Annotated in this window: 19 protein-coding genes, 1 pseudogene and 1 other annotated feature; of the genes and pseudogenes, 14 read left to right on the top strand and 6 right to left on the bottom strand. The window is 37.8% G+C overall.

Translation table 11 applies throughout. From position 1 onward, the window contains the following. Nucleotides 1-29 precede the first annotated feature (29 nt). From AC6H0A_RS00220 to hflC, 6 genes are all read left to right on the top strand, one after another. Complete coding sequence (locus tag AC6H0A_RS00220; protein WP_005639917.1) at nucleotides 30-737, top strand: 4'-phosphopantetheinyl transferase family protein; 708 nt, start codon at nucleotides 30-32, stop codon at nucleotides 735-737. Between the two features lie 84 nt (nucleotides 738-821). Further along, the gene (locus AC6H0A_RS00225; protein ID WP_005639915.1) at nucleotides 822-1,205 is read left to right on the top strand and encodes a hypothetical protein; all 384 of its coding nucleotides are present in this window, start codon (nucleotides 822-824) and stop codon (nucleotides 1,203-1,205) included. A gap of 88 nt (nucleotides 1,206-1,293) precedes the next feature. Continuing rightward, nucleotides 1,294-1,668, top strand: coding sequence for a hypothetical protein (locus AC6H0A_RS00230; RefSeq protein WP_044232145.1), 375 nt, complete (start codon nucleotides 1,294-1,296; stop codon nucleotides 1,666-1,668). A 409-nt stretch (nucleotides 1,669-2,077) separates the two neighbouring features. After that, nucleotides 2,078-2,578 (top strand): SMI1/KNR4 family protein, encoded by a 501-nt coding sequence (locus AC6H0A_RS00235; RefSeq protein ID WP_005639913.1) that lies wholly within the window; start codon nucleotides 2,078-2,080, stop codon nucleotides 2,576-2,578. Between the two features lie 567 nt (nucleotides 2,579-3,145). Further along, a complete protein-coding gene (gene hflK / locus AC6H0A_RS00240; protein ID WP_044232142.1) occupies nucleotides 3,146-4,381 on the top strand; it encodes an FtsH protease activity modulator HflK in 1,236 nt (411 codons plus the stop codon). After that, nucleotides 4,381-5,268 carry a protease modulator HflC gene (hflC, locus tag AC6H0A_RS00245; RefSeq protein ID WP_005639909.1) on the top strand — a complete coding sequence of 296 codons (888 nt, stop codon included), beginning with the start codon at nucleotides 4,381-4,383 and terminating at the stop codon, nucleotides 5,266-5,268. The genes hflK and hflC overlap by 1 nt, the downstream gene beginning before the upstream one ends. Nucleotides 5,269-5,310: 42 nt before the next feature. Here the strand turns inward: hflC and AC6H0A_RS00250 are convergent, their stop codons facing one another. The 5 genes and pseudogenes from AC6H0A_RS00250 to AC6H0A_RS00270 form a co-directional block, all read right to left on the bottom strand. Then, nucleotides 5,311-5,745: a methyltransferase family protein gene (locus tag AC6H0A_RS00250; protein ID WP_005639907.1), complete on the bottom strand. Its 435-nt coding sequence runs from the start codon at nucleotides 5,743-5,745 to the stop codon at nucleotides 5,311-5,313. 63 nt (nucleotides 5,746-5,808) lie between these two features. Continuing rightward, a pseudogene (nagE, locus tag AC6H0A_RS00255) lies at nucleotides 5,809-7,232 on the bottom strand (N-acetylglucosamine-specific PTS transporter subunit IIBC). A 53-nt stretch (nucleotides 7,233-7,285) separates the two neighbouring features. After that, nucleotides 7,286-8,413 carry an N-acetylneuraminate epimerase gene (locus AC6H0A_RS00260; protein ID WP_044232141.1) on the bottom strand — a complete coding sequence of 376 codons (1,128 nt, stop codon included), beginning with the start codon at nucleotides 8,411-8,413 and terminating at the stop codon, nucleotides 7,286-7,288. 123 nt (nucleotides 8,414-8,536) lie between these two features. After that, nucleotides 8,537-10,387, bottom strand: a complete 1,851-nt coding sequence (locus AC6H0A_RS00265) for a TRAP transporter large permease subunit (RefSeq protein WP_005639899.1) — start codon at nucleotides 10,385-10,387, stop codon at nucleotides 8,537-8,539. A 69-nt stretch (nucleotides 10,388-10,456) separates the two neighbouring features. Continuing rightward, entirely contained in the window at nucleotides 10,457-11,443 is a 987-nt protein-coding gene (locus AC6H0A_RS00270) for a sialic acid TRAP transporter substrate-binding protein SiaP (protein WP_080567374.1), read from the bottom strand. A 359-nt stretch (nucleotides 11,444-11,802) separates the two neighbouring features. On the opposite strand from AC6H0A_RS00270, the gene AC6H0A_RS00275 reads away from it, so the two are divergent. From AC6H0A_RS00275 to AC6H0A_RS00305, 7 genes are all read left to right on the top strand, one after another. After that, nucleotides 11,803-12,489, top strand: a complete 687-nt coding sequence (locus AC6H0A_RS00275; protein ID WP_005639895.1) for a putative N-acetylmannosamine-6-phosphate 2-epimerase — start codon at nucleotides 11,803-11,805, stop codon at nucleotides 12,487-12,489. Between the two features lie 44 nt (nucleotides 12,490-12,533). After that, the gene (locus AC6H0A_RS00280) at nucleotides 12,534-13,436 is read left to right on the top strand and encodes an N-acetylmannosamine kinase (protein ID WP_005639893.1); all 903 of its coding nucleotides are present in this window, start codon (nucleotides 12,534-12,536) and stop codon (nucleotides 13,434-13,436) included. Then, nucleotides 13,429-14,295: a MurR/RpiR family transcriptional regulator gene (locus AC6H0A_RS00285; RefSeq protein ID WP_005625613.1), complete on the top strand. Its 867-nt coding sequence runs from the start codon at nucleotides 13,429-13,431 to the stop codon at nucleotides 14,293-14,295. The genes AC6H0A_RS00280 and AC6H0A_RS00285 overlap by 8 nt, the downstream gene beginning before the upstream one ends. A gap of 10 nt (nucleotides 14,296-14,305) precedes the next feature. After that, nucleotides 14,306-15,184, top strand: a complete 879-nt coding sequence (nanA, locus tag AC6H0A_RS00290) for an N-acetylneuraminate lyase (RefSeq protein WP_005639890.1) — start codon at nucleotides 14,306-14,308, stop codon at nucleotides 15,182-15,184. Nucleotides 15,185-15,362: 178 nt separating this feature from the next. Next, nucleotides 15,363-16,166: a glucosamine-6-phosphate deaminase gene (nagB, locus tag AC6H0A_RS00295; RefSeq protein ID WP_005639888.1), complete on the top strand. Its 804-nt coding sequence runs from the start codon at nucleotides 15,363-15,365 to the stop codon at nucleotides 16,164-16,166. Nucleotides 16,167-16,223: 57 nt separating this feature from the next. Beyond that, nucleotides 16,224-17,369 (top strand): N-acetylglucosamine-6-phosphate deacetylase, encoded by a 1,146-nt coding sequence (nagA, locus tag AC6H0A_RS00300; RefSeq protein ID WP_005639886.1) that lies wholly within the window; start codon nucleotides 16,224-16,226, stop codon nucleotides 17,367-17,369. Between the two features lie 132 nt (nucleotides 17,370-17,501). Then, a complete protein-coding gene (locus tag AC6H0A_RS00305) occupies nucleotides 17,502-18,257 on the top strand; it encodes a class I SAM-dependent methyltransferase (RefSeq protein ID WP_005639884.1) in 756 nt (251 codons plus the stop codon). Nucleotides 18,258-18,332: 75 nt separating this feature from the next. Here the strand turns inward: AC6H0A_RS00305 and AC6H0A_RS00310 are convergent, their stop codons facing one another. Next, nucleotides 18,333-19,034: a YggS family pyridoxal phosphate-dependent enzyme gene (locus AC6H0A_RS00310; RefSeq protein ID WP_005643015.1), complete on the bottom strand. Its 702-nt coding sequence runs from the start codon at nucleotides 19,032-19,034 to the stop codon at nucleotides 18,333-18,335. A 170-nt stretch (nucleotides 19,035-19,204) separates the two neighbouring features. Next, nucleotides 19,205-19,323, top strand: a sequence feature (Thr leader region). A 35-nt stretch (nucleotides 19,324-19,358) separates the two neighbouring features. Here AC6H0A_RS00310 and thrA point away from each other — a divergent pair. Next, nucleotides 19,359-21,806 (top strand): bifunctional aspartate kinase/homoserine dehydrogenase I, encoded by a 2,448-nt coding sequence (thrA, locus tag AC6H0A_RS00315; protein ID WP_005643013.1) that lies wholly within the window; start codon nucleotides 19,359-19,361, stop codon nucleotides 21,804-21,806. The last annotated feature ends 5 nt before the right edge of the window (nucleotides 21,807-21,811 follow it).

Consider the following 21,811-nt stretch of genomic DNA (forward strand, 5'->3'; position numbering starts at 1 on the left):
AAGCACCTTTGAATGGTGCTTTTATTTTTATGACAACCTACATCGCCTACGGCAATATAAATCAACCTTTTTCTTTGGAATCCTTACCCGATGAACTGATTCCAGAAAATCTATATCAAATTGAAATGAATAGCTCGCGTGTATTTCAGCGTCATCAGTGTCGTCGGCTTGCTCATTTATTACTTTTCCAACTTCTAAAAATATCTGGAAAATCCACCGCACTTTTATCTCAAATTCATCGTACTGAAAGTGGCAGACCCTATTTTCTTGATGAGCGAATAGATTTTAATATCAGCCATTCAGGTGATTGGGTGGCAGTAATATTAGATATTAGAAATGAAGAAAAAAGTGCGGTGGGAATTGATATTGAATTTCCTAAAATAAGAAATTTTACGGCGTTGATGGAACATATTGCACCAAAAGAAGAAATTGATTGGTTTCATCATCAGCAGGATTCTTTGAAGGCTTTTTATCTTTGTTGGTGTTTGCGCGAAGCTGTATTGAAATCTCAAGGATTTGGGATCGTAAAATTATCCAGTGTTCGTCATTTTCCTGAACAACAAAAAATTTTTTCAGATTATTGTCCGCAGGGGCAGTTGTGGTTTACTGATGAACTCCCCGTTTATTTAGCTGCTTTTGTCAATCATCAAGAAAAATTACCGCACTTTTATGAATGGAGTGGAGAACAATTGCAACTTAAAATACTACAAGAATTCAGCTTTTATCGTGTGAACTAGAGGGATTATTATATTTAAAACCTCACCAAACGATAGGTTTTGGATTAGGTGGGGATATTCTTTAGGCGGAGAGGGCATGAAAAGATGGGGAGAGTAAAAAGTATAGCTGTCGTGATATTTCTTATTTTATTTTTTACAATAACATCTATTTATTCATGTAGTGATAAGGGGAAGTTAGTTACATATAGGTCACAAGCTGGAGAAAGATTACTAAATTTTTTATATAAAGAAAATTTATCTAGGGATATATTGAATGTAGATAATTTTAGGTTTTATGAAATTAATATAACTTTATCTGGAGAAAAAGATAAATATGAGAGTTTTATTATTAAGCATGGTTATCTAAAAATGGATAATTTAACTTTTTGTAAAGATGGTAATTCAATAAAAGTATTGTATTTGAATAAAAATACCTTATTAAGGTATTCATATGATAATCATTATTGCAAAGAGACAGTAGATGGATAAATAAATCCTAAACAAGTATTGTGGAATATAACAGAGTCCAGAATAACTAAAGATTTTAACTATAAGCAATTTGCACTGTTGATATAAAATGTTAGGAATAAATTTAACTACGGCTTACTTATTAAAAGGAAAAGGAGCTATTCTTACTGTAGGGGGAAATACAGTAGCAAGGGTAATTAATTCTTATGTCACTGATCAACCTGTATTCGATGGCGCAATCTCTAGTGGTATTGGTAGTGTTGTAGGTTATGGAATAGGTAAAGCTATTGATATTCCATTAAATAAAAAATACCCAGATTTAACTTGGGTTAAATATAATCCTCAGCCTTTGAATGATAAACTCCCTTATGTTTATACATATAGAATAAGTATTGTTCCTAGTATTTCAGGAAGTTTAGGAGGGGAAAGTTTAAATAGAAGCGCACAATATATTTATAATGAGTCTCAAAAAGGAAGTGAATAATGAAAGAATCATGTTGGATATTCTACTTTCTATTTTTATTGGGGTTTCTTTTTCATTATTATCGTTGATAGTTGGTAGATTGATTTACAATATTGATAATTCAATATCTATTTTTGAGCTAGAATTGATTTTTTTGGTATAAAAAACTTTCATTTTTAATCAAAATGACATTGTTTGTATCAAGTCTTTACTTTATTCTTTTTTTCTATGGTAGGAATTTAAAGTAGCAAGATAATTTACTTAAATAATTATTTACTCCCCAAGATAGCGCGCGTCTCCTGACGCGTGCTTGTATCGAGTTAAAAAATAAACAAACTGAAATTATTCATAAAAATAGTGAAAATCTGAATCAAATGAAATTGATGTTTAGGCTCGCGTTGGGAAACGTGCGCCATCGTTGGAGCATTAAGTGAAGGACGTTAAAGAAAAGTTTAGAAATATTGATATTTGGTCTTTTGATGGAAAAGGCGATATAAATAACATATTGAAATTTCAATCTATATTCAACATTACTCTGCCAAATACTTATAGAGAATTAATGACTAGGTATAATAATCCTAAGTTTGAACAAGACACTTTTGATTTCTATGATCCCTATCATGAACGAGAATCTTTAGCATCATTTGGATTTGATGGGTTTAATTCCCAATATGAGAATATTTATAATCAATTTATTTATTCAGATGAAAATGGATATGAAAATGTGTATTCATTTGCTCATACATCTGAAGGAAATTGGTTATGCTTTGATGATAGAGATTCCCCCACAACATCAGAACCAAAGATCTCTTTAGTTATTCATTATGAATATAACGATGAAATAGGAAAATGGCTTATTTTACCTGTGGCAAATAATTTTGATGATTTTCTCGATAGTCTTTACGATTTTAATGAGCGCTATCCTGATTAGCAAGGAGTAACAGTGTTTCTCTAAAAAATATAAATGGCGAAAGTGTATATGCTTGTACTAATTAAGAAAGTGATTTAAAAATCGGGCAATTTAGTCATGTAAAATCGCTAATCATCGATTTAATTAACGCAGTTGAAAGTGCGGTCAATTTTCAAAGAGTTTTAAAACTTCTCGAAACTGACCGCACTTTTGTATTTTCAGAGCTGTTTATCTTTAAGCAAATCTTATAATTTCACATTCAACTTCGCGTAAGCAAACCCGACTTTTTCTACGGAAATATCACAAGAGAGCAAGCCACCTAAGCTGCGATGAGAATTAACATCTCTTTTTCTGAAAATGTGCGTATTGCTATTAAAGGCAATCTTAATTTAAAAACCTGTTAAAGCTGTAACTGCTATGATAGTAAACAGCAAAAGCTATCTAACGCTAACGGAAAAAATCTCCGCGCCTAAGGGGGATAACTTGAAAGTGAGGCGAAATTAATGGTTATCCCCTCTTGCATTTTCATAGACGCGCCCCATTTATTTAGCTAAACTCTTAACAATTTTTTGACAAATGGAGAATGAAATGTCACAGAACGGTTCAGATCGCGATCCTTGGAGTAAACCAGGGCAAAGCAACGACCAACAGCCGGGAAATTCATCCAATAATAATGGATGGAATAACAATCAAAATCGTGGAAATCAAGAACAATCTCCGCCAGATATTGAGGAGATTTTTAATAATCTTCTAAAAAAATTAGGTGGTGGAAATAAAAAGAGCGGTCAAAACAATGGTAGTTCTCAAAACAGTACGCCATTTAATTTTGGAAAAGTGGTGCCGCTTGCTGTTGCCATTGGTGCGATTATTTGGGGCGTAAGTGGTTTCTACACCATTAAAGAGGCTGAGCGTGGTGTAGTGCTTCGTTTTGGTGAATTACATTCTATTGTTCAACCAGGTTTGAACTGGAAGCCAACATTTGTAGATAAAGTATTGCCAGTGAATGTAGAGCAAGTTAAAGAACTTCGCACACAGGGTTCCATGCTGACTAAAGATGAAAATATGGTTCGTGTGGAAATGACTGTGCAATATCGTGTGCAAGATCCTGCTAAATATCGTTTTAGCGTGACGAATGCGGATGACAGTTTAGGTCAAGCGACTGACAGTGCATTGCGTTATGTGATCGGACATATGTCAATGAATGATATTTTAACAACAGGCCGTGCGGTTGTTCGTGAAGATACGTGGAAAGCATTAAATGACATTATCAAATCCTATGATATGGGACTTGAGGTTATTGATGTTAACTTCCAATCTGCACGCCCACCTGAAGAAGTAAAAGATGCCTTTGATGATGCGATTAAAGCGCAGGAAGATGAACAACGTTTCATTCGTGAAGCGGAAGCCTATGCCCGAGAGAAAGAGCCGATTGCGCGTGGTGATGCACAACGTATTATTGAAGAAGCGACAGCTTATAAAGATCGTATCGTGTTAGATGCACGAGGTGAAGTGGAACGTTTGCAGCGTTTGTTGCCTGAATTTAAAGCTGCACCAGATTTACTGCGTGAGCGTTTATATATTCAAACCATGGAAAAAGTCATGGCAAATACGCCAAAAGTGATGCTTGATGGCAATAATGGTAACAATTTAACTGTGTTACCGTTAGAACAAATTATGGGTAAAAAACTATCAGCTAAAGCGCCAGCCGTAACTGAAAGAGCGGTAGAATCTGCGCCTGTTTTATCACAGCCAGAGCGTATTAATCATTCTTCAAGCCAACTACCAAGCACTGTTGAGCCGATTCGCCAAGGGAGATTTAACTAATGCGTAAATTTTTATTACCAGCTATTTTTGTCATTGCGGCAGTGGTGTATTCCAGTGTCGTGGTCGTGACGGAAGGTACTCGCGGTATTATGTTGCGATTCAACAAAGTACAACGTGATGCAGATAACAAAGTGGTTGTATATGAACCAGGCTTGCATTTTAAAGTGCCTTTGATTGATAGCATTAAAGTTTTAGATGCACGTATTCGCACCTTAGATGGATCAGCAACACGTTTTGTTACTGTTGAGAAAAAAGACTTGCTGGTAGATTCTTATGTGAAATGGAAGATTAGTGATTTTGGTCGATTCTACACATCTACTGGTGGTGGCGATTATACTCAAGCTTCAAGCTTGTTAAGCCGTAAAGTAAATGACCGTTTGCGTTCTGAAATTGGTACAAGAACCATTAAAGATATCGTTTCTGGTACGCGTGGTGAATTAATGGAAGGTGCAAAAAAAGCTTTAAATTCAGGGCAAGATAGTACGGCAGAATTAGGTATTGAAGTGATTGATGTGCGTGTAAAACAAATTAATTTACCGGACGAAGTATCTTCTTCAATTTATCAACGTATGCGTGCAGAACGTGATGCAGTCGCGCGTGAACACCGTTCTCAAGGTAAAGAAAAAGCTGCATTTATCCAAGCAGATGTAGATCGTAAAGTGACGTTGATTCTTGCTAATGCAAATAAAACTGCACAAGAATTACGTGGTTCAGGCGATGCAGCGGCGGCAAAATTATATTCAGATGCTTTTGCACAAGAGCCACAATTCTTTACTTTTGTACGTAGCTTAAAAGCCTATGAAGCAAGTTTTGCAAATTCTGACAATATGATGATTTTGAAACCAGATAGTGATTTCTTCCGCTTTATGCAAGCACCGAAGAAATAGATTTAAAATTGATAAAAACACCTTCCTCGTGAAGGTGTTTTTTTATAGCCAGCATCTTACTTTTTGTTTGTAACGACGATATTCATTGCCAAATTTACTTTCCAAATAGGCTTCTTCTCGGGCTATTTGACAGTGGTTCATAACTAGTATAAAGACAATCACGCCTAACCAAGCCAAACTATTACCCAACCAAAGAGCCCACGCAATTAACATTAACAGCAAACTTAAATACATTGGATTACGGCTAAATCGAAATATGCCTGTAGAAACTAATTGTGTTGTGTGTTTAAAGTCATGAGGATTGATGGTCGTTTTGCGTATAAAAAATTGAAGCACACTGCCCCCAGCAATTAAAAATGAAAGCGTAATGACAAAGGCAATAACTGCAAAATGGATAGAATAACTAGCTACTTTTGGCAAAAAATACATTGCTGTGCCAATTAATAAACAGAGTAGTGGTGGTGGAATAAATAACATCGCTAAATCTCATTAATAAAAATGCCGCCTAGTGATAGACGGCATGTAAAGTGCGGTCAAAATTTATTTTAATTTTGCTTTAATTGCTTCTGCTACAAGTTCAGTTTCAGGCCCTAAAATGACTTGTAATCCATCATTACCTAATTTTACATTACCTTTTGAACCAAGCGCTTTAAGTTGATCTTCATTAATATTGTGATGATCAACTAAAGTTAAGCGTAAACGAGTGATACAAGCATCTACGGTTTTGAAGTTTTTTGAACCACCTAAAGCAGCGATAAATTTCACCGCTCTTTCTTCGCGAGATTGGTTGCTTTGTGTTGGGACTGCAGCTGTTTCTGCTTTATCTTCACGTCCTAGCGTTTTGAGATTAAAGGCATTAATTGCAAAACGGAACACAAAATAATAGATAGCAAAAAATACAATACCTTGTACAAGTAACATATACCAACTAATGGCAAGTGGGTTGCGGCTAGAAAGTACCATATCCACTAAACCAGCACTAAAGCCGAAGCCTGCAATCCAGTGCATGGTGGCTGCAATGAATACAGAGATACCCGTTTTAATAATGCATGCAATACATAAAGTACAGGCGCAACAAACATGAATGAGAATTCAAGCGGTTCAGTGATCCCTGTAAAGAAAGAAGCCAGTGCACCCGCAAGCATAATTGAGGCCACTTGTACTTTTTGATTTGGTTTTGCACAGTGGTAAATCGCAAGAGCAGCACCTGATAAACCAAACATCATGACAGGGAAGAAACCAGCTTGATACATACCAGTTACCCCCACAGTTGCAGTGCCTTCGGCAATGGATTTAGCACCGTCTAAGAAGTTTGGAATATCGTTGATACCCGCTACGTCAAACCAGAATACAGAGTTTAAGGCATGGTGTAAGCCAACAGGAATTAATAAGCGATTGAAGAAACCGTAGATCCCCGCACCGACTGCATCTAAATCTTTGATGGATTCACCAAATGAAACGAGCGCGTTAAAAATATGCGGCCAAATATAGAGTAAGGCAAATGATACGGCGATCATCACGAAAGAAACCAAAATTGGGACGAGGCGTTTTCCGCTAAAGAACGAAAGTGCTTTTGGTAATTCAACTTGATAGAAACGGTTGTAAAGTTCAGCTGAAATCACACCAATTAAAATCCCGATAAATTGGTTATTGATTTTTTTGAATGCTGCAGGTACTTCATTAATATCAATGTGTTGTAATTGTGCTACACCAGCAGGGGAAAGCAGGGTGGTTACTACGTAGAAACCCACAAGACCTGAAAGTGCGGCGGAGCCGTGTTTGTCTTTTGCTAGGCCAAAAGCAACACCTACAGCGAAGAGTAAGCCCATGTTGTCAATAATTGCTGCACCAGATTTAATTAATAATGCCGCTAATTGACTGTTTGCTCCCTAACCATCTGGGTCGATCCAATAGCCAATACCCATTAATAATGCCGCAGCAGGTAAGGCCGCCACAGGCACCATTAAGGCTTGAGCCCATTCTTTGTCTCAAGCCTTATACATTATTCTATGCCAAATTATTCAACGGTCAATTTTTTACCATCGTAGCTAATGGCTTTAACGCTGGTTAACGCTTTACCACCGTCAGTTTCACCACCGATGAGTAATACTTTATTGTTGTAAGACACAGAGAAACCATAGCCAATATTCATTGGTAATTCACCAACGATACTCCATTTACCATTATTTAAAGTATAAACTTCGTTATGCCATGTTTTGGTTAAACCTTTATGCGCATGAAGTTTGCCTTCTTTGAATTGTTTAATTGAACCAGGGAAGTTAGCTCCACCCGTGACTAAATAATGGCCATGGCTATAGCCTGCGAGTGCACCGGCTAAACCATCTTGTGATTTACCTTTTGGCGCAGGTAAGTCAGGTAAGTTTTTCCATTGCACACCTTTAGTAGTGAATTTACCTTGATGCGTTTCTGCGGTACGAAGCCCTGGTTTAACTTCACCATTGACAACCACTAAGTCATTACCTTGGATAGTGAATGCCGCACCAGCACGACCAGAGAATGGAATACGACCTTCATTGCGCCATTTATTGGTTGATGGTTCATAGCTCAATAATTCTGTTGTGAAGAAATAATCTTCTGGACGTTGATCGAAATAAGCTGCTGCGATTTCATCTTTTTTCGCTTTATCTTCACCTGCTGCCACGGTGTCTTGGAAGAAACCATTAAATATAGAGAGGTTAGAACCACCTAAAATATAAACTTTATCACCGTGAGATGCGCTGCTTGAACCGACTAAACCACGCGGAGAGCGAGTAGGAAGTTTCACCCACGTATTATCAGCTGGATTGTAGCTGTAAGCGTCATTAATAAGTTGGAGTTCACCTTTTTCATTTTTTTGCAACCCACCGAATACATAAAGTTTTCCATCTACGGCTGCTGCAACAGGTTGATTACGTTCACCACCAGGGAATGCTGCAATTTCTTTCCATTGTGCAGTAGGATCTTTTAAGTCTAAAGAATAGAATTTATTGCCACCAGAACCTAAGCCTACATATACGGTATCGCCGATGAGTGCACCCGTTCCGCTTTTGATGCCTACTGGTAAATCTGGATAGGCTTGTGCGCTAGCTGAAAATGCAACAGTTGCAAAAAGCGCGGCGCATAATGCTGTTTTTGTCAATTTCATAATAAACCTCATTTATTAAGTTATGTTTATGGTTTGCTATTCATAAAACCGCATTGAATAGGATTTATTTTATAAAAAAAGTGCGGTTATAAAAGCCTTGCTTTTTTTAACCGCACTTTAGTGTTAAGACATCAATAGATTTGGTACAAAAGTAATGATTTGTGGGAAAATCGTAATTAATACTAATGTTAAGAATATCGGTATTAAGAACGGCAATACGCCTTTCGTTACAGTGGATACTGACATATTACCCACACGTGCCACCACAAAGAGAGCCATACCCATTGGCGGTGTTAAGATACCGATCATCATATTCAACGTAGTCATTACACCGAAGAATACTAAGTCGATATTAAATTGCATTGCGATTGGAATTAACATTGGTAACACTAAGAATTGCAATGCTAATGCATCAATGAACATACTCAAGAAGAGTAAGAGCGCATTGATCATGACTAATACCATAAGTGGAGAATCAGCTACAGCAACGAATACATCTGCAATACGCATTGCAACTTGTTCACGCGCGATCATATCTCCGAAGAAAGTTACAGTCATAATCATTAATGCAACCACACCAGTAATTGCCATTGCTTCAACGCAGCTATTAAAGAGCATTTTCATGGTTAATTCTTTATAAACGAATTTACCGATGATTACGGAATAAGTCGCAGCAACAACGGCAGACTCTGTTGGGCTAAATAAGCCAGAGAAGATACCACCGATGATGAGTAATGGGGTTAAAATTGCCCAGAATGCTTTTTTGAATGATGTGCAAAGTTCTTCACGAGTTGCTTTTAGTGTTCTTGGATAACCACGTTTTTTGGATACGTAGTAGTTCATGATCATCAAGGCAATCGTAACGAGTACGCCTGGTACAAAACCTGCAACGAAGAGTTTCGCAATGGATTCGTTGGCGATTACACCGTAAATAATCATGGCGATACTTGGTGGAACTAATGGACCGATGATACAAGATGCCGCAGTGATACCACCACAAATATCATCATCATAACCAGCATCGCGCATAGCCTTGATTTCTAACTGACCTAAGCCACCTGCATCAGCAAGTGCAGAACCGGACATACCTGAGAACAATAAACTTGCGCCAATATTTACATGACCCATACCACCAGTGTAGTGACCGAGTAAGGCTTTCGCGAAATTAAAGATACGTTCTGTGATACCGCCAGTATTCATTAAAATACCCGTTAGGATATAGAACGGCACAGCAAGTAATGAGAAACTATCTAAACTCATGGTTAGTTTTTCAGCTGCAGAGTTTACCACGTTCCATCTGGTCATTGAGAAATAGAGTAATGTGGTGATGAATAATGACCAACCTACTGGCACACCAAGGAACATAATAACTAGCCAGAATATTAGGGCAACGTATACAGAGTTAGACCCAAATTTCACATATTCTGTAATGCGTAATACTTTGTACCACTCTGGGAACGTAAATAAAATGCCTAATAAAATGACCGCACTTACAATGAAGAACGTCGCTGGTAAATAGCTTTTATCTTCTTTAAAATTGTTTGCTTGTGCTTGGAAGAACCGCACTAACATTAGAATAGAAATGATCGGTAAAGAAGCGTAAATCCATTTTTCTGAAATTCCACCTAATGCATCAATCGGGAAACTAGAACCTAGGAAAGTTTTGATACCAAAATGAATAAAGAAAATAATACCAAGGAAAATCACTAACTGTACAAAAGAGTTTGCGACTTTTTTAACTGAAGGTGGCATTAAATTGGTTAAGAAATCAATGTAAACGTGTTCTTGTTTGCGAATTGCCACGCTAATACCGAGCATTCCTACATAAACAAACAATAGTTTAGCGAGTTCTTCACTCCAAATTAACGGCGAGTGGAAAGCTTGACGGAATAGAATTTGGGCTACAAGAATACCGAAGATGACAAGGAACAGTGCGCCACCAATCCATTCTTCAAGTTTGTTAAAAAATTTCATACTTCACTCCGAGAGATTGTGGAGAACGAAATGGTGCGCCAACCAAATTGCTGGCACACCTGATAGAGATTATTTAATAGCTTGGATTTCTTTTAATGCTTTTTCACCTTTCTCACCAGTTTGTTTTACAAACTCAGCATAGAATGGTTTCATCGCATCTTTGAATGGCGTTAAATCAGGACGAGTTACTTTCACCCCTTGTTTTTCAAAGAATGTCACTAAATCTTTTTCGCCATCTATGAATAATTTAGTATGGTATTTTGCTGCATTTTCAGCGGCATCTTTGACTACTTTTTGAAGATCTTCAGGTAATCCTTTATAAGTTTCGTTACTCACTAAATAAAGTTGGTCATTCAAAATGTGGTTAGTCATCGCTAAGAATTTTTGCACTTCATAGAATTTTTGTGCTTGTACTGTCGCTAATGGGTTTTCTTGACCATCTACAGAGTTAGTTTGAAGTGCAAGATATACTTCAGAGAACGCCATAGGTGTTGGAGATGCGCCTACATATTTTGCGTACGCTAAGTTAGTTGCAGCATTTGGTACACGAAGTTTTAAACCTTTCATATCTGCAATGCTGTTGATTGCTCTATTTGAAGTTGTTTGGCGAGTACCATTATAGGCTTGAGAAAGTAGAGTAACACCAAGATCTTTATCCATTTTCTTAATTAAATCTTTACCAAATGCGGTGTCAAATAAGGCTTTTTGCGCAACGTTGTAGTCGGTGATTACATAGGGTAATGCGAACACTGCAGCTTCAGGATAGAATAATTGGAAACGAGCTGATTCAGCAAAAGTGAAGTCAAGAGAACCGTCTTTTAATTGTTTTAACATTGCACGGTCATCACCAAGTTGTGAACTTGGATAAAGTGAAACTTCGATTTTACCATGTGATTTTTCTTTTACTTCTTTCGCAAACATTTCTGCTGCTTTGTACTCATTAGATGAAGTACCCGCATTCATACCAAATTTTAAGTTATAATCTGCGGCAAAAACGGCTGAAGAAACACCTAATGTGATAGCAGTTGCAAGGAAAAGTTTAGTAAATTTCATAATGTTCGCTCCTGTGTGAACTTCTGTTGATATAAGCCATAATTGGCTTGGATTGAAAGTGAATGCTTGATGTTTTAGACATCAAAAAAACTACTCGGGCGCTATTCTAAAGTAAAAAAATACTTTTTGAACTGCTCTTTGAAGTTTTATTTTAAAATTGAGAGGTAGATCACATTTACAAAAAAATACTTCAAAAAAACTTTTAAAATGGAGTTATGTTTTTATATAATGCTGAGCACTGACGAAAATGTGGGCTCAGTTATATTTTTGAGGATGATTGAGTCTAAATAATGCTAACGCCTAGATGGCTTGTAATAAAGCATTTAAGCATTATCGGCCTCAATATATTTAGGAGTGATATTATGTCGAAATTATCTCATCAAGATGTGCTTTCTCAAATTCAATACGGTCTCATTGCTTCTTGCCAACCCGTTGATGATGGCCCAATGGATAAACCTGAAATTGTTTCTGCTATGGCCCAAGCTTCCGTTGCTGGTGGCGCATCAGGTTTACGTATTGAAGGTGTAGATAACCTTAAAGTGACACGTCCTTTTGTAAACATTCCAATTATCGGTATTGTAAAACGCGACTTACCTGATAGTCCGATTCGTATTACGCCATTTCTGCAAGATATTGAAGATCTTGCCAATGCTGGGGCAGATATTATTGCGGTAGATGGCACTAACCGTCCTCGCCCAGTTGATATTGAAAGTGCGGTGAAAAAAATTCATGAAATGGGCTGCTTGGCTATGGCAGATTGCTCTAATTTAGAAGAAGGCTTGTATTGTCAAAAACTCGGTTTTGATATTGTGGGGAGCACAATGTCCGGTTATACAGGTGGTCCAGTTCCCGAAGAACCTGATTATCAATTAGTGAAAGATTTAAAAGCCGCGGGTTGTTTTGTGATGGCAGAAGGTCGCTATAACACGCCTGAATTGGCAAAAGTAGCCATTGAAATTGGCGCAGATTGCGTCACTGTTGGTTCTGCCTTAACTCGCCTTGAGCATATCGTGAGTTGGTTTGCTAATTCTGTGAAATCTGCAAGATAGTCGTAAGACGTGTGAGAAAATACTTCATACTATAAGGATAAGTTATGCGTTGTTTAGCTCTAGACATTGGCGGTACAAAAATCGCGGCGGCTATCGTAAAAAATGGCGAAGTTGAACAACGCCAACAAATTCATACACCGCGTGAAAATGTGGTAGAAGGAATGCATCAAGCATTAGAACAACTTCTTACTCATTATGCAGGGCAATTTGATTATGTGGCGGTGGCTTCAACCGGTATTATAAATGATGGTGTTTTAACCGCACTTAATCCTAAAAATTTAGGTGGTTTGAATCAATTTCCACTAAAAGAAAGTATTGCTAAACACACGGATAAACCAATTGGCTTATTAAATGATGCGCAAGCCGCAACCTATGCGGAATACCAACTCCAAGATTCAGAAAAAGTATCAAACTTTGTTTTTATTACTGTTTCAACTGGCGTGGGTGGCGGTGTCATATTAAACCAACAATTACAAACTGGTCCAAAGGGAATCGCAGGACATATCGGGCATACATTAGCGGATCCAAATGGTCCAATGTGCGGTTGTGGTCGTCGTGGTTGTGTAGAAGCCGTTGCTGCTGGTCGTGCAATTGAAGCGGTGTCTTCCCAATGGGACGATCCTTGTGAGCCAAGAGAAGTTTTTGAACGTTTTAGAAAAAATGATGAAAAAGCGACCGCACTTATAGAACGTTCAGCCCAAGCCATTGCCAATTTAGTGGCGGATTTAGTGATTGGATTGGATGTGCAAAAAGTTGTTATAGGTGGTAGTGTTGGGTTGGCTGAAGGTTATTTACCATTAGTCAAACGTTTCTTACAGGATATGCCTGCTGTATATAGCTGTGACATTGAATCTGCTAAATTTGGTCAAGATGCAGGATTAGTCGGCGCAGCTTATTGGATGAAAGATGTTCTGCTTGATAAACCAAAAGGAACAATTTATGGCTAAATCTGGAAATGTGTTAAACACCATTAGCTCGCTTTACCACAGTCTAACCAAATCAGAGAAAAAAATTGCCGATACGATTTTGCGTTCGCCTGATTTGGTGTCTCAATGCCCTCTTTCAGAAATCGCTAAGCATTTGGAAGTTGGAGAAGCTACGCTCGTCCGTTTTTGTCGAACCATTGGTTTTAAAGGTTTCAGCGATTTTAAATTAGAACTCTCTATTGAGCTTGCCACGAAAGATAACAATGATGAAACTGTGCTCGAAACAGAAATTATGCCGAGCGATGATTCTTTAACGATTGCACAAAAGTTGCAAGCGGCAGTTTCTAATGTAATGGAAGAAACGGTTAATTTATTAGATTTAAAACAGCTTGAGCAAGTGGTTAAAGCCATTAAAAAAGCACGTCGTATCTTTTTATTCGGTGTGGGATCATCTGGTGTGACAGCTGAAGATGCAAAAAATAAGTTGATGCGTATCGGTTTCCAAGTGGATGCAACAGGCAATAATCATTTTATGTATATGCAGGCGGCATTACTTACGTCTTCTGATGTGGCAATTGGTTTAAGTCATTCAGGATATTCCGCAGAAACAGCGCACACACTCAAAATTGCTAAACAAAATGGTGCAACGACAGTGGCATTAACTCACAGTTTGCGTTCACCCGTTACAGAATATGCTGATTATGTTTTGGTAAATGGTAATAAACAAGGGAAATTACAAGGTGACTCCATTGGTACCAAAATTGCACAGCTTTTTGTATTAGATTTAATTTATGCTTTGTTAGTGCAGGGCGAAGAAGAACTTGCAGCTCAAACCAAGCAAAAAACCCTCAATGTGATTCTTGAACAACGTATAAAATAGGAGAAAACTTATGCGTGATTTAAAAGGTATTTTCAGTGCATTATTAGTGTCATTTAATGAAGATGGCACAATTAATGAAAAAGGTTTACGTCAAATTATCCGCCATAATATCGACAAAATGAAAGTTGATGGTTTATATGTAGGTGGTTCAACAGGCGAAAACTTTATGCTTTCAACTGAAGAGAAAAAAGAAATCTTCCGTATTGCAAAAGATGAAGCAAAAGATCAAATCGCGCTAATTGCTCAAGTGGGTAGCGTAAACTTAAAAGAAGCAGTTGAATTAGGTAAATATGCAACAGAATTAGGCTACGATAGCTTATCTGCAGTTACTCCGTTCTACTATAAATTTAGTTTCCCTGAAATCAAACATTATTACGACACCATTATTGCAGAAACAGGCAATAATATGATCGTGTATTCTATTCCGTTCTTAACTGGTGTGAATATGGGAATTGAACAATTTGGTGAACTTTACAAAAACCCGAAAGTATTAGGGGTAAAATTCACAGCAGGTGATTTCTACTTATTAGAACGTTTGAAAAAAGCTTATCCAAACCACTTAATTTGGGCTGGTTTCGATGAAATGATGTTACCTGCGGCCGCACTTGGTGTTGATGGTGCAATCGGTTCAACTTTCAACGTAAACGGCGTTCGTACTCGTCAAATTTTTGAATTAACCAAAGCGGGTAAATTAGCCGAAGCGTTAGAAATTCAACACGTAACCAATGATTTAATCGAAGGCATTTTAGCGAACGGTTTATATTTAACCATCAAAGAATTGCTTAAATTAGAAGGTGTGGATGCGGGTTATTGCCATGAGCCAATGACAGCAAAAGCAACAGATGCTCAGCTTGCTAAAGCAAAAGAGTTGAAAGCAAAATTTTTATAATTAATGGAATATCGTGAGAACCTAGGGGAGTGATTTCCCTAGATCACTCATAATTTATCCCTATTGGGGTAGCAATTCTCGTTTCCTGCTTCTCAGTTTTTCTATTTCGTAGTGGGGAACCATTATGTTTAACCGTTGGTTTGTTTATCCACGGTATTGAAAATAAAGGAAGTATAGTATGCGTCTTATCCCTCTACACAACGAACAACAGGTGAGTCGTTGGGCTGCACGCCATATTGTTGATCGTATCAATCATTTTAATCCTACAGCTGAACGTCCTTTCGTTCTCGGTTTACCAACTGGTGGCACGCCATTAAAAACTTACCAAGAACTTATCGCACTTTGTAAAGCAGGGGAGGTGAGCTTTAAGCATGTGGTAACATTCAATATGGACGAATATGTGGGTTTACCAGAGGAACACCCTGAAAGTTATCATAGTTTTATGTATAACAATTTCTTCAATCATATCGATATTCAGCCAGAAAATATCAATATTCTTAATGGCAACACGGATGATCATGATGCGGAATGTCGCCGTTATGAAGAAAAAATTAAATCTTACGGCAAAATTAATTTATTTATGGGCGGAGTAGGCAATGATGGCCATATTGCCTTTAATGAACCTGCGTCATCATTAAGTTCCCGTACTCGTATTAAAACGTTAACTCAAGACACGCTGATCGCAAATTCACGCTTCTTTTATAATGATGTGAATAAAGTGCCAAAGTATGCTTTAACTATTGGTGTAGGCACATTATTAGATGCCGAAGAAGTGATGATCCTTGCAACAGGCCATCATAAGGCGCTTGCAGTTCAAGCTGCTGTAGAAGGTGGTGTGAACCATATGTGGACAGTGAGTGCACTTCAGCTACATCGCCATTTTGTATTAGTTTGTGATGAGCCTGCACAACAAGAATTGAAAGTAAAAACTGTTAAATATTTTACTGAATTAGAACAACGCGCCATTCATAGCGTGTTATAAGATCCTACCGCTCAAAAGAGCGGTAATTTTTCTGATTATTTTATTTAAGGACAAAAAATGAAATATGCACTAACGAATTGTGTGATTTACACAAAATATGATGTTTTACGTGATTTTGCTGTAATTATTAACGGTGAAATTATTGAAGCGGTAGTTCCACAAGCTGAATTAGAAACAGGTATCAAAACCATTGATTTACAAGGTAATAATTTAACCGCTGGTTTTATTGATCTTCAATTAAATGGCTGTGGTGGGGTGATGTTTAATGACCAAACTAGCGTTGAAACCTTGGAAATTATGCAGGAAACTAACTTGAAATCAGGTTGTACAAGTTTTCTTCCGACTTTTATCACGGCACCAGATGAAAACATAAAAAGTGCGGTAAAAATTATGCGTGAATATTTAAATAAGCATAAAAATCAAGCACTTGGTTTACATATTGAAGGGCCGTTTATCAGTGTTGAGAAAAAAGGGGTGCACCGTCCCGAATACATTCGTGAAATTACGCCTGAAATGAAGGATTTCCTCTGTGAAAATGGTGATGTCATTACAAAAATTACCATTGCCGCAGAAAACCCAACCATTAACTATACGCCTGATTTTGTGAAAGCTGGCATTATTGTCTCTGTAGGTCATTCCAATGCGACTTATGAAGTCGCTAAAGCCGCATTCCACAAAGGCGCAACTTTTGCGACTCACTTGCATAATGCAATGTCGCCAATTAGTTCTGGACGTGCAATGGGCGTAGTAGGTGCGGTACTAGATTCAGATGTTTATACGGGTATTATCGTAGATGGTGTGCATATCAATTACGGTAATGTTCGTATTGATAAAAAAATCAAAGGTGACAAACTTTGTATTGTGACTGACTCTCTTGCTGCAGCAGGTGCGCCACCTGAATTGGAAACATTCACTTTCGTAGGAAAAACCATTTATATCCGAGATGGCCGCTGTTTTGATGCGAACGGTACGATCGCTGGCGCATCAATTACCATGATCGAATCTATTAAGAATGCAGTGGAGTTTGTAGAAATTCCGCTTGCTGAAGCAATTCGAATGAGTAACCTTTATCCTGCACGAGCAATTGGTGTGGATGATCGCTTAGGTTCGGTAGAAAAAGGAAAAATCGCAAATTTAGCCGTGTTTACGTCAGATTATAAAGTGACAGCAACCGTGCTCAATGGTGAATGGAAACCTAATTGATTTAAAGTGCGGTAAATTTTCCTGATATTTTATAACCCAACCAATCGGTTGGGTTATTTTTTGCTTTACCACTTTAATAAGAATAATTTTCATCTATAATATAAAAACCAAGTTAATTACTAGGAGATAGATATGGCAAAAGATGAAGTAGGGCATAATTTTCTTGCACGTTTAGGTAAAACTCGGTTGCGTCCAGGCGGTAAAAAAGCGACAGACTGGTTGATAGCCAATGGCGATTTTAGCCAAGATAAAAAAGTGTTAGAGGTTGCCTGTAATATGGGAACGACAGCAATTGGATTGGCGAAACAATTTGGTTGCCATATTGAAGGTGTTGATTTAGACGAACATGCATTAGAAAAAGCACAAGCAAATATCGAAGCAAATGGCTTGCAAGAAAAAATTCATGTGCAGCGAACGAATGCGATGAAGTTGCCTTTCGAGAATGAAAGTTTTGATATTGTCATTAATGAAGCGATGCTGACGATGTTACCCGTGGAGGCTAAGAAAAAAGCCATTACAGAATATTTTCGAGTGTTAAAACCGAATGGCTTATTGCTTACTCACGATGTTATGTTGGTGAGGAATGATCATCAAACTATTCTAGAAAATATGCGCAAAGCGATTAACGTGACGGTCACACCGTTAACGAAAGATGGCTGGAAAGGCATATTCCAAGAAAGTGGCTTTAGAAATGTTGATACTTTCTCTGGTGAGATGACCTTACTTTCACCAAAAGGAATGATTTATGATGAGGGCATTCTCGGGACGTTAAAAATCATCCGTAATGCTATGAAAGCGGAAAATCGTGAGCAATTTAAAAGAATGTTCAAAACCTTCAATGATCCCGAACATAAATTACATTTTATTGCTGTATGTAGTCAAAAATAACATAAAAAAACGAACCGCACTTTTATGTGCGGTTCGTTTTTTTTACGATAATTTTTTTACTAGGGTTGTTTAGATTTATTTTGAATAATCCCTTGCACCAAAAATCGCAGTACCAATACGTACCATAGTAGAACCGCATTTTATTGCGCTCGGCATATCATCCGTCATTCCCATAGAAAGTGTGTCAATTTGTTGATTAGGTAAGGCTTGTTTTAGTTGTTCAAATAGATCTGACATTTTTCTGAACACGGTTTCTTGTTCAGCGATTTTATCGGTCGGTGCGGGTATTGCCATTAAGCCACGTAGGCATAAGTGTGGTAAATTTTCGATGTGTTTTGCCAGTGTTAGCATTTCCTCAGGTTGAATGCCAGATTTACTTTCTTCATCGCTGATATTAATCTGAATCAAGACATTTAACGGTGCTTTGTTAGTTGGTCGTTGTTCATTTAAACGATCTGCAATTTTTGCTCGATCAAGCGTTTGCATCCAATCAAAATGTTCTGCAACGAGACGGGTTTTATTCGATTGTAATGGACCGATAAAATGCCATTCAAGGTTAATACCTTGAGATTCAAAATATTGGATCTTTTCTACACCTTCTTGCACATAATTTTCTCCAAAGGCTATTTGTCCAGCTTGATAAGCTGAAAGAATCGAGGAAATAGGTTTGGTCTTAGATACGGCAAGTAATTTTACGGTATTTTGATTGCGTTTAGCTTCTTTGCAAGCCGTTTCAATTTTTTGATGAATTAGGTTGAGATTATGCTGGATATCCATAGGTTCTCCTTTATAAAAGTTCGGTTAGTTTACACGAAATTTATTTACTGAGAAAATTTCTGAAAAATTTGTTACTTTCTGTTTGACAAGCTCGGGAAATTTCGGTATTTCTTTACACATTCATTTTTCAAGATAAAACATAATGAAAAATCACCGCACTTTATCCGTAATCATTAGCACGATTACCACCATTATGATGACCATTACTATGATTAATGGCGCGGGTTAGTGCACCAAAAAACAGGATACAGAAAACCCGCGATTCAACTGAATAGCGGGTTTTTTTATAAATTTAAAAACACAATATCTCTAGGAGAACCAATCATGCGCGTACTTAAATTTGGCGGCACTTCGCTTGCAAATCCAGAACGTTTTTCCCAAGCAGCGAAATTGATCGAGCAAGCTCATTTAGAAGAGCAGGCAGCCGGTGTTTTATCCGCACCAGCCAAAATAACTAATCATCTCGTCGCCCTTTCTGAAAAAGCTGCATTAAATCAACCAACCGATACACATTTCAACGAAGCAATCGAAATTTTCTATAATATCATCAATGGCTTGCATGCCGAAAATAATCAATTCGACTTAAATGGCACCAAGGCGCTTATTGATGCTGAATTTGCTCAAATCAAAGAATTATTAGAAGAAATTCGTCAGGCAGGAAAAGTAGAAGATGCAGTTAAAGCGACAATTGATTGCCGTGGTGAAAAACTTTCTATCGCAATGATGAAGGGGTGGTTTGAAGCGCGTGGCTATAGCGTACATATTGTGGATCCTGTCAAACAATTATTGGCAAAAGGCGGTTACCTTGAATCTTCTGTTGAAATTGAAGAATCAACAAAACGTGTTGATGCAGCAAGTATCGCAAAAGATAAAGTGGTGCTTATGGCAGGCTTTACTGCAGGTAACGAAAAAGGTGAGTTGGTGCTGCTCGGTCGTAATGGTTCAGATTATTCTGCAGCCTGTTTAGCCGCTTGTTTAGGCGCAAGCGTATGCGAAATTTGGACTGATGTGGATGGCGTTTATACTTGCGATCCGCGTTTAGTACCTGATGCACGTTTATTACCAACTCTTTCTTATCGTGAAGCAATGGAACTTTCTTATTTCGGTGCGAAAGTGATTCATCCTCGTACAATTGGCCCATTGTTGCCACAAAATATTCCTTGTGTCATTAAAAATACAGGAAATCCTTCTGCGCCAGGTTCGATTATTGATGGCAATGTGAAATCAGAAGGTTTACAAGTCAAAGGTATCACTAACTTAGATAACTTGGCGATGTTTAATGTATCAGGCCCAGGTATGCAAGGCATGGTAGGCATGGCATCTCGCGTATTTTCAGCCATGTCAGGCGCAGGCATTTCAGTTATTTTAATTACTCAGTCTTCGTCTGAATATAGTATTAGTTTCTGTGTGCCTGTGAAATCTGCAGAAGTAGCGAAAACTGTACTAGAAATTGAATTTTCTAATGAATTAAATGAACATCAATTAGAACCAATTGAAGTGATTAAAGATTTATCCATTATTTCTGTGGTGGGCGATGGAATGAAGCAAGCGAAAGGCATTGCTGCTCGTTTCTTCTCTGCGTTAGCACAGGCAAATATTAGCATTGTGGCGATTGCACAAGGTTCTAGTGAACGTTCAATTTCTGCCGTTGTGCCGCAAAATAAAGCGATTGAAGCGGTGAAAGCTACCCATCAGGCTCTTTTCAATAATAAAAAAGTAGTGGATATGTTTTTAGTCGGCGTTGGTGGAGTTGGCGGAGAATTAATTGAGCAGGTGAAGCGTCAAAAGGAGTATCTAGCAAAGAAGAATGTTGAAATTCGAGTTTGTGCTATTGCGAATTCCAACCGCATGTTGCTCGATGAAAATGGATTGTGTTTAGATGATTGGAAAACCGATTTAGAAAATGCGACTCAGCCATCAGATTTTGATGTATTGCTTTCTTTCATTAAATTACATCATGTAGTGAATCCAGTATTTGTAGATTGTACCTCAGCCGAATCTGTAGCGGGGCTTTATGCTCGTGCATTAAAAGAAGGTTTCCATGTAGTCACGCCAAATAAAAAAGCGAATACACGAGAATTAGCTTATTACAATGAGTTACGCCAAAACGCTCAAGCAAGCCAACATAAATTCTTATATGAAACGAATGTGGGCGCGGGTTTGCCAGTAATTGAAAATCTTCAAAACTTACTTGCTGCAGGTGATGAACTTGAATATTTTGAAGGCATTTTATCTGGCTCCCTTTCCTTTATTTTTGGTAAATTGGAGGAAGGACTTTCTCTTTCAGAAGTCACCGCACTTGCGCGTGAAAAAGGCTTTACTGAGCCTGATCCTCGTGATGACCTCTCTGGACAAGATGTAGCGCGCAAATTATTAATTCTTGCTCGTGAAGCAGGAATTGAGCTTGAACTTTCAGATGTTGAAGTTGAAGGTGTATTGCCAAAAGGCTTCTCTGAAGGAAAATCTGCAGATGAATTTATGGCAATGTTGCCACAGCTTGATGAAGAGTTTAAAGCTCGAGTTTCCACTGCTAAAGCTGAAGGCAAAGTATTGCGTTATGTTGGAAAAATTTGCGAAGGTAAATGTAAAGTATCTATTGTTTCAGTCGATCAGAATAACCCACTTTATAAAGTGAAAGATGGTGAAAATGCTTTGGCATTTTATACTCGTTATTACCAACCTATCCCACTTTTATTACGTGGTTATGGTGCAGGCAATGCGGTGACGGCGGCAGGTATCTTTGCAGATATTTTAAGAACATTACAACATTAATAAGG

The sequence above is a fragment of the Haemophilus sp. THUN1692 genome (genome assembly GCF_059704395.1).

Bases quoted from the DNA above. Each gene is read 5' to 3' on its own strand.
- AC6H0A_RS00220 (WP_005639917.1), top strand. From the start codon at position 30: ATGACAACCTACATCGCCTACGGCAATATAAATCAACCTTTTTCTTTG.
- AC6H0A_RS00225 (WP_005639915.1), top strand. From the start codon at position 822: ATGGGGAGAGTAAAAAGTATAGCTGTCGTGATATTTCTTATTTTATTT.
- AC6H0A_RS00230 (WP_044232145.1), top strand. From the start codon at position 1,294: ATGTTAGGAATAAATTTAACTACGGCTTACTTATTAAAAGGAAAAGGA.
- hflK (WP_044232142.1), top strand. From the start codon at position 3,146: ATGTCACAGAACGGTTCAGATCGCGATCCTTGGAGTAAACCAGGGCAA.
- hflC (WP_005639909.1), top strand. From the start codon at position 4,381: ATGCGTAAATTTTTATTACCAGCTATTTTTGTCATTGCGGCAGTGGTG.
- AC6H0A_RS00250 (WP_005639907.1), bottom strand. From the start codon at position 5,745: ATGTTATTTATTCCACCACCACTACTCTGTTTATTAATTGGCACAGCA.
- AC6H0A_RS00260 (WP_044232141.1), bottom strand. From the start codon at position 8,413: ATGAAATTGACAAAAACAGCATTATGCGCCGCGCTTTTTGCAACTGTT.
- AC6H0A_RS00265 (WP_005639899.1), bottom strand. From the start codon at position 10,387: ATGAAATTTTTTAACAAACTTGAAGAATGGATTGGTGGCGCACTGTTC.
- AC6H0A_RS00275 (WP_005639895.1), top strand. From the start codon at position 11,803: ATGTCGAAATTATCTCATCAAGATGTGCTTTCTCAAATTCAATACGGT.
- AC6H0A_RS00280 (WP_005639893.1), top strand. From the start codon at position 12,534: ATGCGTTGTTTAGCTCTAGACATTGGCGGTACAAAAATCGCGGCGGCT.
- AC6H0A_RS00285 (WP_005625613.1), top strand. From the start codon at position 13,429: ATGGCTAAATCTGGAAATGTGTTAAACACCATTAGCTCGCTTTACCAC.
- nanA (WP_005639890.1), top strand. From the start codon at position 14,306: ATGCGTGATTTAAAAGGTATTTTCAGTGCATTATTAGTGTCATTTAAT.
- nagB (WP_005639888.1), top strand. From the start codon at position 15,363: ATGCGTCTTATCCCTCTACACAACGAACAACAGGTGAGTCGTTGGGCT.
- nagA (WP_005639886.1), top strand. From the start codon at position 16,224: ATGAAATATGCACTAACGAATTGTGTGATTTACACAAAATATGATGTT.
- AC6H0A_RS00305 (WP_005639884.1), top strand. From the start codon at position 17,502: ATGGCAAAAGATGAAGTAGGGCATAATTTTCTTGCACGTTTAGGTAAA.
- AC6H0A_RS00310 (WP_005643015.1), bottom strand. From the start codon at position 19,034: ATGGATATCCAGCATAATCTCAACCTAATTCATCAAAAAATTGAAACG.
- thrA (WP_005643013.1), top strand. From the start codon at position 19,359: ATGCGCGTACTTAAATTTGGCGGCACTTCGCTTGCAAATCCAGAACGT.